This window comes from Marinovum sp. PR37, from assembly GCF_028807375.1.
In the GTDB taxonomy this organism is placed as follows: Bacteria; Pseudomonadota; Alphaproteobacteria; order Rhodobacterales; family Rhodobacteraceae; genus Marinovum; species Marinovum algicola.
This window is the reverse complement of sequence record NZ_JARAML010000009.1, coordinates 106696-120958: the sequence shown is the minus strand read 5'-3', so window position 1 is coordinate 120958 and position 14263 is coordinate 106696. Positions and strand designations below refer to the sequence as shown.

15 protein-coding genes are annotated in these 14263 nt (G+C 64.6%); 9 read left to right on the top strand and 6 right to left on the bottom strand.

The genetic code is table 11. From position 1 onward, the window contains the following. Positions 1–36 precede the first annotated feature (36 nt). The 9 genes from PVW49_RS10215 (at position 37) to aat (ending at position 8780) form a co-directional block, all read left to right on the top strand. Complete coding sequence (locus PVW49_RS10215) at positions 37–1383, top strand: substrate-binding protein (protein ID WP_048532352.1); 1347 nt, start codon at positions 37–39, stop codon at positions 1381–1383. Between the two features lie 108 nt (positions 1384–1491). Then, on the top strand, positions 1492–2523 hold the full coding sequence (locus tag PVW49_RS10210) for a branched-chain amino acid ABC transporter permease (protein ID WP_048532353.1): 1032 nt from the start codon (positions 1492–1494) through the stop codon (positions 2521–2523). A gap of 4 nt (positions 2524–2527) precedes the next feature. Continuing rightward, a complete protein-coding gene (locus PVW49_RS10205) occupies positions 2528–3742 on the top strand; it encodes a branched-chain amino acid ABC transporter permease (RefSeq protein ID WP_274590484.1) in 1215 nt (404 codons plus the stop codon). A 12-nt stretch (positions 3743–3754) separates the two neighbouring features. Then, complete coding sequence (locus tag PVW49_RS10200; RefSeq protein ID WP_074837190.1) at positions 3755–4510, top strand: ABC transporter ATP-binding protein; 756 nt, start codon at positions 3755–3757, stop codon at positions 4508–4510. Positions 4511–4593: 83 nt separating this feature from the next. Further along, a complete protein-coding gene (locus tag PVW49_RS10195; RefSeq protein ID WP_048532356.1) occupies positions 4594–5349 on the top strand; it encodes an ABC transporter ATP-binding protein in 756 nt (251 codons plus the stop codon). 199 nt (positions 5350–5548) lie between these two features. Beyond that, a complete protein-coding gene (locus PVW49_RS10190) occupies positions 5549–6058 on the top strand; it encodes a hypothetical protein (RefSeq protein ID WP_074837189.1) in 510 nt (169 codons plus the stop codon). A 221-nt stretch (positions 6059–6279) separates the two neighbouring features. Next, a complete protein-coding gene (accB, locus tag PVW49_RS10185; protein WP_048532358.1) occupies positions 6280–6771 on the top strand; it encodes an acetyl-CoA carboxylase biotin carboxyl carrier protein in 492 nt (163 codons plus the stop codon). Positions 6772–6781: 10 nt separating this feature from the next. After that, on the top strand, positions 6782–8128 hold the full coding sequence (gene accC / locus PVW49_RS10180; protein ID WP_048532359.1) for an acetyl-CoA carboxylase biotin carboxylase subunit: 1347 nt from the start codon (positions 6782–6784) through the stop codon (positions 8126–8128). 4 nt (positions 8129–8132) lie between these two features. After that, positions 8133–8780: a leucyl/phenylalanyl-tRNA--protein transferase gene (aat, locus tag PVW49_RS10175; protein WP_048532360.1), complete on the top strand. Its 648-nt coding sequence runs from the start codon at positions 8133–8135 to the stop codon at positions 8778–8780. Here the strand turns inward: aat and PVW49_RS10170 are convergent. The 6 genes from PVW49_RS10170 to PVW49_RS10145 form a co-directional block, all read right to left on the bottom strand. Next, positions 8747–9103 carry a DUF2155 domain-containing protein gene (locus tag PVW49_RS10170; RefSeq protein ID WP_048532361.1) on the bottom strand — a complete coding sequence of 119 codons (357 nt, stop codon included), beginning with the start codon at positions 9101–9103 and terminating at the stop codon, positions 8747–8749. The genes aat and PVW49_RS10170 overlap by 34 nt on opposite strands. After that, positions 9103–9552, bottom strand: coding sequence for an outer membrane lipid asymmetry maintenance protein MlaD (gene mlaD / locus PVW49_RS10165; protein ID WP_048532362.1), 450 nt, complete (start codon positions 9550–9552; stop codon positions 9103–9105). Before mlaD ends, PVW49_RS10170 begins: the two co-directional genes overlap by 1 nt. Before the next feature lie 10 nt (positions 9553–9562). Beyond that, complete coding sequence (locus PVW49_RS10160; RefSeq protein ID WP_048532363.1) at positions 9563–9946, bottom strand: NADH:ubiquinone oxidoreductase subunit NDUFA12; 384 nt, start codon at positions 9944–9946, stop codon at positions 9563–9565. 125 nt (positions 9947–10071) lie between these two features. Then, positions 10072–11337, bottom strand: a complete 1266-nt coding sequence (clpX, locus tag PVW49_RS10155) for an ATP-dependent Clp protease ATP-binding subunit ClpX (RefSeq protein ID WP_048532364.1) — start codon at positions 11335–11337, stop codon at positions 10072–10074. A 125-nt stretch (positions 11338–11462) separates the two neighbouring features. Next, positions 11463–12092, bottom strand: coding sequence for an ATP-dependent Clp protease proteolytic subunit (locus tag PVW49_RS10150; RefSeq protein WP_048532365.1), 630 nt, complete (start codon positions 12090–12092; stop codon positions 11463–11465). A 116-nt stretch (positions 12093–12208) separates the two neighbouring features. Next, a complete protein-coding gene (locus tag PVW49_RS10145; protein ID WP_274590483.1) occupies positions 12209–14188 on the bottom strand; it encodes a sensor histidine kinase in 1980 nt (659 codons plus the stop codon). Positions 14189–14263 lie beyond the last annotated feature (75 nt).

The window sequence follows — 14263 nt, the reverse complement described above, 5'->3', positions numbered from 1 at the left end:
CCCGAGGGGCACCAATCATCAAACGGGAGGATATCCATGTCCAAATCGAACTTCACGCGACGCGGCGTGCTGCGCACGGGCGCGATGACCGCCGGCGGCCTCGCGCTGCCGACGATCCTGACCGCCGCCAGCCATTCCGGCTTTACCAACGCGCCCGCCGGCGCGACAGTGACGCTGGGCTTCAACGTGCCGCAGACCGGGCCTTATGCCGACGAGGGCGCCGACGAGCTGCGCGCCTATGAGCTGGCGGTCGAGCATCTGAACGGCGGCGGCGATGGCGGCATGATGGGCACCTTCTCGTCGAACGCGCTTCAGGGCAACGGCATCCTCGGCAAGAAGGTCGAATATGTCACCGGCGACACCCAGACCAAATCCGACGCCGCCCGCGCCAGCGCCAAGTCGATGATCGAGAAGGACGGCGCCATCATGATCACCGGCGGCTCGTCCTCGGGCGTGGCGGTGGCGGTGCAGGCGCTCTGCCAGGAGGCGGGCGTGATCTTCATGGCCGGTCTCACCCACTCCAACGACACCACCGGCAAGGACAAGCGCGCCAACGGCTTCCGCCACTTCTTCAACTCCTACATGTCCGGCGCGGCGCTCGCTCCGGTGCTCGAGAAGATGTATGGCTCGGACCGCAAGGCCTATCACCTGACCGCCGACTACAACTGGGGCTACACCACCGAGGAAGCGGTCAAATCCTCGACCGAGGCGATGGGCTGGGAGACCGTCAACACCGTCAAGACGCCACTCACCCAGACCGACTTCTCCTCCTATATCGCGCCGGTTCTGCAATCGGGCGCCGACGTGCTGGTGCTGAACCACTACGGCGGCAACATGGTCAACTCGCTGACCAACGCGGTGCAGTTCGGCCTGCGTGACAAGCAGGTCAACGGCAAGAACTTCGAGATTGTCGTGCCGCTCTATTCGCGGCTGATGGCCAAGGGTGCCGGTGCCAACGTCAAGGGCATCTTCGGCTCCACCAACTGGCACTGGTCGTTGCAGGATGAGGGCTCCAAGGCCTTCGTCAAGTCCTTCGGCACCAAATACGGCTTCCCGCCCAGCCAGGCGGCGCATACCTGCTACGTGCAGACCCTGCTGTATGCCGATGCGGTCGAGCGGGCCGGCTCCTTCGCGCCCTGCGCGGTGGCCGAAGCGCTCGAGGGCTACGAGTTCGACGGGCTTGGCAACGGCAAGACGCTCTACCGCGCCGAAGACCACCAGTGCTTCAAGGACGTGCTCGTGGTGAAAGGCAAGGAGAACCCGACCTCGGATTTCGACCTGCTCGAGATCGTCGAGGTCACCCCGGCGTCGCAGGTCACCTATGCGCCGGACCACCCGCAGTTCTCCGGCGGCGCGCTCGGCACCTGCAACAACGGCGCCTGATACGCCGGGCCCGGACGTTTCCAAGAAGTCCGGGCCGATTTCTTTCCAGGACATCGGGGCCCCGCGCGGATTGCCGGGCCCCGACATGCAACCGCCGGGGTGGGTCTCATGGACGCAATCATTCTTCAAATACTCAACGGTCTCGACAAGGGCTCGGCCTATGCGCTGATCGCTCTGGGGCTGACACTGATCTTCGGCACCCTGGGGGTGGTGAACTTTGCCCATGGTGCGCTGTTCATGATCGGCGCCTTCTGTGCCGTCACCCTGAGCCGGATTCTGACCCTCAGCCGCACCACCATCGACGAGACGCAGACCGACTTCCTCGGCAATCCGCTCAAGGTCGAGGTGCCTTATGCGCATGACTTCTTTGGCCCGGTGGTGGGCGACGCGCTGATCGACTGGGCGGTGCCGCTTGCGATCCTGTTCTCGATCCCGGTGATGCTGCTGGTGGGCTTCGTGATGGAGCGCGGGCTGATCAAGCATTTCTACAAGCGCCCCCATGCCGACCAGATCCTCGTCACCTTCGGCCTGGCCATCGTCTTGCAGGAGGTCATCAAGTATTTCTACGGCGCCAATCCGATCCCGACCCCGGCCCCCGATGTCTTTCGCGGCTCGTTCGATTTCGGCGCGATGGTGGGCTTCGAGGCCAACCAGATCATCTATCCCTACTGGCGGCTGGTCTATTTCGCCTTTGCGGCGCTGATCATCGGCGCGGTCTTTGCCTTCTTGCAGTTCACCACCTTCGGCATGGTGGTGCGCGCCGGCATGGCCGACCGCGAGACTGTGGGCCTTCTGGGCATCGACATCGACCGCCGCTTCACCATCATGTTCGGCATCGCCGCCGCCGTCGCCGGGCTTGCGGGGGTGATGTACGCCCCGATCAACTCGCCCAACTATCACATGGGCATGGATTTTCTGGTTCTGAGTTTCGTGGTCGTCGTGGTCGGCGGCATGGGCTCGCTGCCCGGCGCCGTGCTGGCCGGCTTCCTGCTCGGCATCCTCGAGAGCTTTGCCTCGATGTCGGCGGTGATCGACCTCATTCCCGGCATCAACCAGGTCATCATCTACCTGGTCGCCATCACCATTCTGCTCACTCGTCCGCGCGGCCTCATGGGTCGCAAGGGCGTGATGGAGGACTGACCCCATGTTCGGATTAGACAAGACCGACACCAAGCTCCTGCTGATCGTGGCGGTGCTCTGCCTGTTCGCGCCCTTCATCCTCAACCCGTTTCCCACCAGCAGCGGGCTGGCGCAGTTCAACGCCGGCTACCCGGACCTGATGCAGCGCTTCGTGATCTTCGGCATCTTCGCCGTCGGCTTCAACATCCTGTTCGGGCTGACCGGCTACCTCTCCTTCGGCCATGCCGCCTTTCTGGGCGTCGGCAGCTATTCGGCGGTCTGGATGTTCAAGTTGCTGAGCATGAACGTGATCCCCGCGATCCTGCTCAGCGTGCTGCTCTCCGGCGTTTTCGCGCTGATCATCGGCTATGTCTCGCTGCGCCGCTCGGGGATCTACTTCTCGATCCTGACGCTGGCTTTCGCGCAGATGTCCTTTGCCCTGGCTTATTCGGTGTTCACCCCGATCACCGGCGGCGAGACCGGCTTGCAGCTGGCGCTCGACGATCCGCGCATTCTCGGCATCAGCCAGACCGCCGGCGGCAACATCCCGGTGCCCGCCCTCTTCGGGCTGGAGATGCGCGCGTCCTGGGATCTGGTCCTGGGTGACTGGCAGTTCACCTTCAACGCCGGCTACTACCTCTGCGCGCTGATCCTGCTTGCCGCCTTCTACATGGCGATCCGCATCTTCCGCTCGCCTTTCGGCATGATGCTGCGGGCGGTGAAATCGAACCAGCAGCGGATGAACTACACCGGACTGAACACCAAGCCCTATACCCTCGCGGCCTTTGTGATCTCGGGCATGTATGCCGGGCTGGCCGGCGGGCTGATGGCCTCGATGGACCCGCTGGCCGGCGCCGAGCGGATGCAATGGACCGCCTCCGGCGAGGTGGTGCTGATGACCATCCTCGGCGGCGCCGGCACCCTGATCGGGCCGGTGCTGGGCGCGGGCTTCATCAAGTATTTCGAGAACATCTTCTCGAAACTCAACGACAATGTGCTGCACGGCTGGTTCGCCTTCATGCCCGACGGGCTGGAAAACCTGATGGTCACAATTGTGCATCCCTTTGTCGGCAAGGGCTGGCACCTGACGCTGGGCATTCTCTTCATGCTGGTGGTGATCTTCCTGCCCGGCGGGTTGGTCGAGGGCGGTCAGCGGGTCGGGCGGCTGTTCCGCCGCCGCGACATCAAGTCGACCGACCCCGAGGCCGAGGCCGCCCAGCAACGCAACGCCGCGGAATAAGGAGCGCGACCCATGGGTATTCTTGAAGTCAAAGACGTGGGCAAGCGGTTCGGTGGATTGCAGGCGCTGGGCGACGTCAATCTCAGCGTGCAGGAGAACTCCTGCCACGCCATCATCGGCCCCAATGGCGCCGGCAAGTCCACCCTGCTCAACTGCCTGATCGGCAAGCTGATCCCCGACACCGGATCGGTGCTCTTCGACGGCCAGTCGGTGCTGGGGCGCACGCCTTACGAGATCTGCCAGATGGGGATTTCCCGGGTGTTCCAGACGCCCGAGATCTTCGGCGACCTCTCGGTGCTGGAGAACATGATGATCCCGATCTTCGCCAAGCGCGATGGCGCCTTCGAGCTCAACGCCTTTTCCAGTGTCTTCGCCCAGCGGGACGTGCTGGAACAGGCCGAGCACATGCTGGCCGAGATGAACCTGGCCGACAAGCGGCATATGCACGCCGCCGCGATGTCGCGCGGCGACAAGCGGCGGCTCGAGATTGCCATGTGCCTCAGCCAGAACCCGCGCCTGCTGCTGCTCGACGAGCCGACGGCCGGCATGGCGCGGGCCGACACCAACAACACCATCGACCTGCTCAAGCAGATCAAGGACGAGCGCGACATCACCATCGCCATCATCGAGCACGACATGCATGTCGTGTTCTCGCTCGCCGACCGGATCACCGTGCTGGCCCAGGGCAGACCGCTGGTCGAGGACACGCCGGACAAGATCAAGGGCCACCCCAAGGTGCGCGAAGCCTATCTGGGCGAAAGCGCCTGACACGAGATCACCGCGCCCCGGACCTGCTCTGGGGCCTCCACCGCCATGAGGTCCCGGGGCGAGCCCGGGACGGGGAGCGCAAGATGAACATCAAACCGGACTTCAGCAAGAACGCCAACATGGCCGAAACCGCCCCGGCCTTTCTCTCGGTCTGGGACATGCACGCCTATTACGGCGAGAGCTACATCGTGCAGGGCGTGAGCTTCAACGTCCACGAAGGCGAGATCCTGGCGCTTCTGGGCCGCAACGGCGCCGGCAAGACCTCGACCCTGCGCTCGATCGCGCGGATCGGCTCGCCGCTGGTCACCCAGGGCGAAATCTGGCTCGATCACCAGCCGCTGCACAAGATGGCGAGCCACGAGGCGGCGTGCAGCGGCCTCGGCCTGGTGCCCGAGGATCGCCGCATCATCCCCGGGCTGACGGTCGAGGAGAACCTCGAACTGGCGCAGATCGCGCCGCCGGTGGGCTGGTCGCTCGAGCGGCTCTATGACCTCTTTCCGCGGCTCGGCGAACGTCGCAAGCAAGAGGGCGTGACCCTCTCGGGCGGCGAGCAGCAGATGCTGGCCATCGCCCGGGCGCTGGCGCGCGACATCAAGGTGCTGCTGCTGGACGAGCCTTACGAGGGCCTGGCCCCGGTGATCGTCGACGAGATCGAAAAGACCCTGATGCACATCAAGAGCCAGGGCATGACAACCATCCTGGTGGAACAGAACGCGGTGCGTGCGCTCGAACTGGCCGACCGCGCGGTGATCCTCGATACCGGCGGCATCGTGTTCGACGGTACCGCTGCCGAAGTGCTGGAAAACGACGAATTGCGCGCCGAATACTTGGCGATCTGACTCTTTTCGGGAGTTGGTAACGATTGCACCCCGCGCAGGCGGTCCCCGGCTGCGCGGGTTTTTGTCTCGGATCGGTCAATCGCGTTTTAGACAAATGGCCGGGGTCTGACGCGGCACTGTTAAGCGGCTGTTAAGGCCTCTTCATCATTCTTTAGACAGTCATAAGGATCTGTCACCAATAGCCACCCCGGAGCTGAGAATGATGTTCACTGCCGCTCTGCCCCTCACGGCACCGCAAACCACCGGACATCCCGCCGCCCTGCCCCAGGAACTCGGGCGGCAGACCGGCGACACGCGTATCGCCGCCAGCCAACCCGGGGGCGCGGCCGGCTCTGCCCGAAGCGATCATTCCGCCGGCGACAGCCCCCGGCACAACGCCCGCAACCGGGAACAGGCCTCGGCGCCGCCAACCATCCTTCAGCTCAAGATCAACACCCTGCTCGAAGAGCAACAGCAGCGCGCGCAGGAGACCGCCGCCGATCACGCCGCCCCGGACGGCGCGCCGGCGGCCGCACATGACATGGCGCAGGCCCCCGGCGGGCGTGACGGCCCTGCCCCGCACGCCGCCGCGCCACACGCCGTCGAACCGCCGTCAACCACCCCGCCCGGGCCGGAAGACAGTGCACCGGCGCCCAGCCCGGCCAGCACGCTCTACGCCGCCGCCGCCGGCCCCGAGGCGCCCGAACCCGGGCTGAGCAAAGCGATCTGACCGCGCCCGCGGCCCGCCTGTGCCGGCCCGGGGCGAGAGCTGCGTCGAAATTCTCGCGAGTCCCCCTGTTTTTCCCCCACAAACCGCGTTATCGGCAGTTCACACACATGCCGATGGCCGGTTTGATCGCTTTTCACAGCCGTTTCGCTGGCCTATAAGCAACCTCGGGACGAGATGGCAAAAGACCGGCCCGCGGGGCAAAACAACGGGTGGAAACGAGAATGACGAAGAATACGCATGACGCCGATGTGACCTTTATCGAAGCCCTCGCAAAGCTTCTGCATGACAACGACCTGACGGAATTGCAGGTCAAGCGCGAATACGGCGAGGACGACAGCCTGAACGTGCGGGTAAGCCGCGCCGCGCCGGCTGCGGCCCCGATCCAGGTAGCCGCACCGGCACCTGCCGCCGCAGCGCCCGCCGCGAGCCCGGCACCTGCCGCCGCTGCCGAAGCCGACACCAGCGATCCGGCCAACCACCCCGGCGCCGTCGCCTCGCCCATGGTCGGCACCGTCTACATGCAGGCCGAACCGGGCGCGCCCAGCTTCATCAGCGTCGGCGACAGCGTCTCCGAGGGCGATACGCTGCTCATCGTCGAGGCGATGAAGACCATGAACCACATCCCCGCCCCCCGCTCGGGCAAGGTCACCCGCATCCTGGTCGGCGATGGCGACCCGGTGGAGTTCGGCTCGCCGCTCGTGATCCTCGAGTAAGGGGCCACAGATGTTCGATAAAATCCTGATTGCCAACCGTGGCGAGATTGCCCTGCGGGTGATCCGCGCCTGCCGTGAAATGGGTATCGCCAGCGTTGCGGTGCATTCCACCGCCGATGCCGACGCGATGCATGTGCGCATGGCCGACGAATCGATCTGCATCGGCCCGCCGCCCTCGCCGCAGAGCTACCTGTCGATCCCCTCGATCATTGCCGCCTGCGAAGTGACCGGCGCCCAGGCGATTCACCCGGGCTACGGCTTCCTGTCGGAAAACGCCAATTTCGTGCAGGTGATCGAGGATCACGGGCTGACCTTCATCGGCCCCACCGCCGAGCACATCCGCATCATGGGCGACAAGATCACCGCCAAGGACACCATGATCAAGCTCGGGGTGCCTTGCGTTCCCGGCTCCGAAGGCGGTGTGCCCGATCTGGCCACGGCCAAGAAACTGGGCCAGGAAATGGGCTATCCGGTGATCATCAAGGCCACCGCCGGCGGCGGCGGCAAGGGCATGAAGGTGGCCAATTCCGACAAGGAGATGGAAAAGGCTTTCATGACCGCGCGCGCCGAGGGCAAGGCCAACTTCGGCAACGACGAAGTCTATATCGAGAAATACCTGCAAAAGCCGCGCCATATCGAGATCCAGGTCTTTGGCGACGGCAAGGGCACCGCGGTGCACCTGGCCGAGCGCGACTGTTCGCTCCAGCGCCGTCACCAGAAGGTGTTTGAAGAGGCGCCCGGCCCGTCGATCACACCCGAGGAACGCGCCCGCATCGGCAAGATCTGTGCCGAGGCGATGGCCAATATCAACTATATCGGCGCCGGCACCATCGAGTTTCTCTACGAAGATGGCGAGTTCTATTTCATCGAGATGAACACCCGGCTTCAGGTCGAACACCCGGTCACCGAAGGCATTTTCGGCGTCGATCTGGTGCGCGAGCAAATTCGCGTTGCCGAGGGTCTGCCGATGTCCTTCACCCAGGACGAGCTGGAAATCAACGGCCATGCCATCGAGGTGCGGATCAACGCCGAGAAGCTGCCCAACTTCTCGCCCTGCCCCGGGCGCATCACCCAATACCACGCCCCCGGCGGGCTTGGCGTGCGGATGGATTCGGCGCTGTACGACGGCTATTCCATCCCGCCCTATTACGACAGCCTGATCGGCAAGCTGATCGTGCACGGCCGCGACCGGAAAGAGGCGCTGGCGCGTCTGCACCGCGCGCTGGGAGAGCTGATCGTCGATGGTGTCGATACCACGATCCCGCTGTTCCACGAGCTGCTGCAAGAGCCGGCGATCCTGACCGGCGATTACAACATCCACTGGCTCGAAAAGTGGCTCGCCCGCAACTTGGGCTGACCGCATGAGTGATCCGGCCCATGCGCTGGACCCGGACCTGGTGCTTCAGGCCTATGCGGCCGGCATCTTTCCGATGGCCGAGCGGCGCGACGATCCAGAAGTCTTCTGGGTCGATCCGCGCCGCCGCGGCATCCTGCCGATCGACGGCTTTCACCTGTCGCGGTCGCTGGCCCGCCGGTTGCGTCGCACGCCGCACGACATGCGCATCAACACCGCTTTCGGCGAGGTAATGCGCGCCTGTGGCGAGCGCGACGAGACCTGGATCAACCCGCCGATCTTCGATGTTTTCCAGACGCTGCACGCCCATGGCTATGCCCATTCGCTGGAGATCTGGCAGGAGGATGCGCTGATCGGCGGCGTCTACGGGCTGGCCATTGGCGGGCTGTTCTGTGGCGAGTCGATGTTTTCGCGCCGCACCGATGGTTCGAAAATGGCGCTGGCCTATCTGATCGACCGCTTGCGGCAGGGTGGTTTCACCCTGTTCGACACCCAGTTCCTGACCGATCACCTCGCCTCACTTGGCGCGATCGAAGTGCCCCGGGCCACCTATCACGGGCTGTTGCGCGCCGCCACGGCGCGCGAGGCCTCGTTTCTGGCGCCGCCCCTCGCGCGCGCCGATCAGGTCTTGCAGCGCATGACCCAGACGTCGTAACGCGCGTGATCGAGCGCGTTGAGCGCCGGCGACGAGGCGATCATCCAGCCCGAGAACACTGGCTGATCGGCGCCTTTTTCCCAGATGTTGAGAAAGGCGAAGGCATCGCCTGACGGGTCGCCCTCGGGATAGCGGCATTCGCTCATGTCGATGCGCAGATTGCCAAACTCTGTCGCGCCACCATTGGCCAGCTCGAGATCGGTGGTTTCGCCCGACACCTTGTCGAGGCCGCGCAGAACAGCCCCGTCTCCGCGCGCGGCGGGCTCTTGCGCCGCCAGCGGGAACGCGGCCAGGCACAGGGCGGCCAGAACCGGATGTTTCATCAGCTCTCCTCCCCGCCGGAGACGAATTTCAACAGCAGCGAGATCAGGCTCACCGCGCCTTGGGTGTCTTCCATTTCCTGGCCCGGCTCGTAATAGAACGGCGATCCGCCCGGCACGATTTCCACGAAATTGCCGCCCAATAGCCCCTCCTGCGCGATCACCACCGCGCTGTCATCGGGGATCTGGATGCCGTTGGCGACGGAAAAGACCGTGTCGGCGCGAAACGTTTCGGCATTGAGCGCGACGTCGGTGACGGTGCCGATCTTGACCCCGGCCAGCCGCACATCGGTGCCGACCTGCACCCCTTCGAGCGAGCGAAAGCTCGCATGAAGCGGATAGCCCTGGCTGCCCTGGGCCAGCCCGGCGGCCTGACCGGCATAGATCAGAAAGCCCAGCGCCACCGCCAGAACGGCGCCACCGACGAGAACTTCGGTTTTGTTTTCAGACATGTGCGCGACCTTATTCGGGGGTCCAGGCCTCATAATCCTGCCGCGGGGCAGGCTCTGCCCGGCGCAAAGATCCGGCTGGCGCATAGGCCAGCGGCGTGCCTGTCAGGTTTTCCTGGTGCGGCTTTTCCCAGGCCTTGTGCGGCAGCGGGCGTTTGTTCGGCGGCTCTTTCATCGTGTGGTGCAGCCAGCCGTGCCATTCCGGGTTCACCCGGCTGGCCTCGGCCTCACCGTTGAACATCACCCAGCGGCGCTTGCCATCACGGGTCTCGAAATAGACATTGCCCTGATCGTCCTCGCCTACCTGCACGCCGTTGCGACGGGTGTAGAGCTGGGTGTTCAGCGTCGATCCGTTCCACCATGTCACGGCGCGCAGAAGCGTGTTCAGGATACCCATGGAAGCCTCCGATTTGCTTGTGATCGGTATGGATCAAGCGGCGGCAAAGATCCAGCCGCAATGCCCGCCGGTCCGTCGCGCCGGGTTGGGCGAAGGCCGGGCTGACGCCCGGCCCACGAGATCAGTCACCCGGCGGTGGCGGGGGTTTTCTCGGCATCGGCATAGATCATCAACGGCGCGGCGTCGGATGTGACCGCCTCTTCGTTGACGACAACCTCGTCGACGTTTTCCATCCCCGGCAGGTCGAACATCGTGTCGAGCAGGATATCCTCGAGGATCGAGCGCAGGCCACGGGCGCCGGTCTTGCGTTCGATGGCGCGCTTGGAAATCGCGGTCAGCGCCTCATCGGTAAAGGACAGCGTGGTATCCTCCAGCTCGAACAGCCGCTGGTATTGTTTGACCAGCGCGTTCTTGGGCTTGGTCAGGATCGTCACCAGCGCGTCTTCGTCGAGATCCTCGAGCGTGGCCAGAACCGGCAGACGGCCGACGAATTCCGGGATCAGGCCGAATTTCAGCAGATCCTCGGGCTCGAGATCCTTGAACACCTCGCCAACGCCACGGTCGTCATTGTCGCGCACATCGGCGCCAAAGCCCATCGCCGAGCCCTTGCCCCGCTGGGCGATGATCTTGTCGAGACCGGCAAAGGCGCCGCCGCAGATGAACAGGATGTTGGTGGTGTCGACCTGCAGGAACTCCTGCTGCGGATGCTTGCGGCCGCCCTGCGGCGGCACCGAGGCGACGGTGCCTTCCATCAACTTGAGCAGCGCCTGCTGCACACCCTCGCCCGAGACGTCGCGGGTGATCGAGGGGTTTTCCGACTTGCGGGTGATCTTGTCGACCTCGTCGATATAGACGATGCCGCGCTGCGCCCGCTCGACATTGTATTCCGAGGATTGCAGCAACTTGAGGATGATGTTTTCGACATCCTCACCCACATAACCGGCCTCGGTCAGCGTGGTGGCGTCGGCCATGGTGAACGGCACGTCGAGGATGCGCGCCAGCGTCTGTGCCAGCAGCGTCTTGCCGCAGCCGGTGGGGCCGATCAGCAGGATATTGGATTTCTGAAGCTCGATATCGCCGGATTTCGCCGCGTGATTGAGCCGCTTGTAATGGTTGTGCACCGCGACAGAAAGCACCCGCTTGGCCACTGCCTGACCGATCACGTAGTCATCGAGCACCTGACAGATCTCTTTCGGCGTGGGCACCCCGTCCGAGCTCTTGAGCCCGGCCGATTTGGTTTCCTCGCGAATGATGTCCATACAGAGCTCGACGCATTCATCGCAGATGAACACCGTCGGTCCGGCAATCAGCTTGCGCACCTCGTGCTGGCTCTTGCCGCAGAAGCTGCAATAGAGGGTGTTCTTGCTGTCACCGCCGGTTGTCGTCGCCATGTCTTACCTTTCGGAGCCGTCTTGTGCTCTTGTGACGCTGCGCTCACCACCGCCACAGGCTTTCACCCAGCTTAGGACAGGCGGCAAGGGGTCACAATTGCAAAATGTCCCCTGCCGCCCCTTGCTTAGTCTTCGTCGCCCGCCTTGGCGCGATTTTCGACGATCTCGTCGATCAGGCCCCAGTCCTTTGCGTCCTCGGGAGACATGAAGTTATCGCGTTCCAGCGCGGCTTCCACCTTTTTCAGGGTCTGGCCGGTGTGCTTCACGTAGATTTCATTCAGCCGCTTCTTCAGCTTAAGCGTTTCCTCGGCATGGATCATGATGTCCGTCGCCTGGCCCTGATAGCCGCCCGAGGGCTGGTGCACCATGATGCGGCTGTTGGGCAGCGAGAAGCGCATGCCCTTTTCGCCGGCGGTCAGCAGCAGCGAGCCCATCGAGGCCGCCTGGCCGATCACCAGGGTCGAAACCTTGGGTTTGATGTATTGCATCGTGTCATAGATCGAAAGACCGCTGGTCACCACGCCGCCGGGGCTGTTGATGTACATCGAGATGTCTTTCGAGGGGTTCTCGGCCTCGAGGTGCAGAAGCTGGGCCACAATCAGCGACGACATGCCGTCATGCACCGGGCCGGAGACAAAGATGATCCGCTCCTTCAGCAGGCGCGAAAAGATGTCGTAGGCGCGTTCGCCGCGGCTCGTCTGTTCGACGACCATCGGGACGAGCGTATTCATGTAGGTGTCTAACGGGTCGTGCATCGCAGCCTGCCTCTTGTGCTCTGGGGGTTTCTACCCCGCCGGAATTACCAGAGTCTTAGTCATGGGCTTGGGGGGCTGCAAGGGGCGGCGGGGAAAAGGATGCCGCGGCCCCGGGCTCAGGCGCAGGCCAGGGTGCGGTCGCCCTTGTCGGACGGGGCGGCGCGGTCAAAGCGGCTTTCGCCGTAGTCACCGACATAGACCACCGGAAGATCGGGAAAGCGGTTTTCGATATCGGCGCGGATCTGCTCGCCGTCGATGCCGCCGAACTGCCCCTCGTCGATCAGCACCACCGAGGGCAGCCGGGTGATGTCAAGAAATTCCAGCGCCTCCTGCTCGGTGCCCACCCGGCGCACATGCCGGTCCTGGCCATCGAGATAGCCAAGAACGTCGCGGTGCCGCCAGGCGCTGTTGGCCACCAGCAGGATATCGACCGGGGCGCTGCCCTCCCCGGCCGGCGTGGCCTGGTCGTCTTCGGCGGGCGCGACCGGCAGCGCGACGACGACGGTGGTGCCCGCCCCCGGTGCGCTGTTGATCAGCAGGCCGCCGCCGATCTGCTGGCAGACGCCATTGACCGAGGCCAGCCCGAGGCCGCTGCCCTTGCCCACCTCCTTGGTGGTGAAATAGGGCTGCACCGCCCTGCGCACCGTCGCCTCATCCATCCCCGAGCCGGTGTCCGTGACCTCGATGACCACATGTTCGCCGGGGGTCAGGCCGGCGTTGAAATTGAAGGTCGCGGCAAAGCCGTTGGTGATGACCCGCTGCGAGATCGTGACATGAAGATCGCCGCCCGAGGGCATGGCGTCGCGCGCGTTGACCAGCAGGTTGAGCAGCGCCCGCTCGAGCGTGGAATCGTCGATCCCGACCCGACCCAGGGTGGCGGGCTGCGCGGTCAGGGTCACGCCGATGTTGATCGGCGCCACCCGCTTGAACAGCTCGACGACCTGTTCGGCGATGGTGACGACATCGCCGTCGCCCTTGTGCAGCCGGGTCTGGCGGCCGGAGTCCAGCAGCTGATTGGTCAGCCCGGCAGCGCGGTCGGCGGCGCTGATCGCCTCGCGCAGGTAGGTGCCGGATTTCGAGGGATCGATTTCCATCAGTTCAAGATTGCCGCGCAAGGCCTTGAGAGCATTGTTGAAATCATGCGCCACCCCGGCGACGATCTGGCCCAGGATGCGCAGGTTCTCATCCCGGGCGTTGTTGATCTCGATGTTTTGCAAAGCCCGGTCCGAGGCGCTCTCGAGTGCCGTGATCCGTTTTTTCTCGGCCTCCAGCCGGTCGATCAGAAAGCCGACGATCAGCGCCGAGGCGACCAGCAAGGCGATCATCGCGCTGCACAGGAAAACCAGGCGGAAATCCGGGGTGATCCAGTCACGCAGGGTCATGAACCGCGTCAGCTCGCCGATCACCAGCACCCCGAGGATCGACAGGATCAGCGAGGCCCGCAGGATCACGCTCTGCCGGCGCGAGCCGAACAGGCCGCGAAAATGCGGGCTGTCGCGGTGCGACAAGACCAGCGAGAGGTTCAGCAGGAAGACGCCCGCCGCGGTGGAGAGCGACATTTCCTTGAAGCCCAGCACATCGCGCACCGAGGCCGAAGACAAGCCATGTGCCATCAGTGCCGTGCCCGACACCAAGGCACAGAGCGCACTGGCGGTGATGGCGACCGCACGCGCGCCGCGGACCGGCACCGCCAGCGCCGCGATCGCGATGCCGAGGCACAGCAGACAGAAGCCCGTGGCCATTGCCATGCCGTCGCCGGGGGCGGGCAAGATGCGCTCGCCCGCGGCCAGCCCGCGGCGCATTACCGGCTCGATGAAATAGGCCCCGACCACCGCCGCCAGCGCCAGGGTGGCCAGCGCCGCCACCGCCGGCGGCCAGCGGTTGATCGTGGCCAGCGTTCCGATGCCGGCAAAGACCAGCGCCAGCGCGGTTTCCGGCACCATCGCCGGAAGATCGGCACGCAGCCGCACCAGCCCCTCGTACCCCAGCCCCCAGCCCAGCCCGAGCACCAGCAGCGCCCAGGCCAGCGGCAGCACCGCAAGAAGGTTCGTCCAGTCCGGCATGTCACGGCGCCGGCGGGTCAGATCACGGGTCATCGACAGGCTCCGCCCAATCGAGAAGAACACATTCTTCAGCGACGATAGCCCGACATCCTTGCCGATGGGTTAATT

Excerpts from the sequence above, each read along its gene's own strand:
- accC (WP_048532359.1), top strand. The coding sequence starts at position 6,782 with ATGTTCGATAAAATCCTGATTGCCAACCGTGGCGAGATTGCCCTGCGG.
- accB (WP_048532358.1), top strand. The coding sequence starts at position 6,280 with ATGACGAAGAATACGCATGACGCCGATGTGACCTTTATCGAAGCCCTC.
- mlaD (WP_048532362.1), bottom strand. The coding sequence starts at position 9,552 with ATGTCTGAAAACAAAACCGAAGTTCTCGTCGGTGGCGCCGTTCTGGCG.
- PVW49_RS10210 (WP_048532353.1), top strand. The coding sequence starts at position 1,492 with ATGGACGCAATCATTCTTCAAATACTCAACGGTCTCGACAAGGGCTCG.
- aat (WP_048532360.1), top strand. The coding sequence starts at position 8,133 with ATGAGTGATCCGGCCCATGCGCTGGACCCGGACCTGGTGCTTCAGGCC.
- PVW49_RS10160 (WP_048532363.1), bottom strand. The coding sequence starts at position 9,946 with ATGGGTATCCTGAACACGCTTCTGCGCGCCGTGACATGGTGGAACGGA.
- PVW49_RS10145 (WP_274590483.1), bottom strand. The coding sequence starts at position 14,188 with ATGACCCGTGATCTGACCCGCCGGCGCCGTGACATGCCGGACTGGACG.
- PVW49_RS10215 (WP_048532352.1), top strand. The coding sequence starts at position 37 with ATGTCCAAATCGAACTTCACGCGACGCGGCGTGCTGCGCACGGGCGCG.
- PVW49_RS10195 (WP_048532356.1), top strand. The coding sequence starts at position 4,594 with ATGAACATCAAACCGGACTTCAGCAAGAACGCCAACATGGCCGAAACC.
- PVW49_RS10200 (WP_074837190.1), top strand. The coding sequence starts at position 3,755 with ATGGGTATTCTTGAAGTCAAAGACGTGGGCAAGCGGTTCGGTGGATTG.
- PVW49_RS10170 (WP_048532361.1), bottom strand. The coding sequence starts at position 9,103 with ATGAAACATCCGGTTCTGGCCGCCCTGTGCCTGGCCGCGTTCCCGCTG.
- PVW49_RS10205 (WP_274590484.1), top strand. The coding sequence starts at position 2,528 with ATGTTCGGATTAGACAAGACCGACACCAAGCTCCTGCTGATCGTGGCG.
- clpX (WP_048532364.1), bottom strand. The coding sequence starts at position 11,337 with ATGGCGACGACAACCGGCGGTGACAGCAAGAACACCCTCTATTGCAGC.
- PVW49_RS10190 (WP_074837189.1), top strand. The coding sequence starts at position 5,549 with ATGATGTTCACTGCCGCTCTGCCCCTCACGGCACCGCAAACCACCGGA.
- PVW49_RS10150 (WP_048532365.1), bottom strand. The coding sequence starts at position 12,092 with ATGCACGACCCGTTAGACACCTACATGAATACGCTCGTCCCGATGGTC.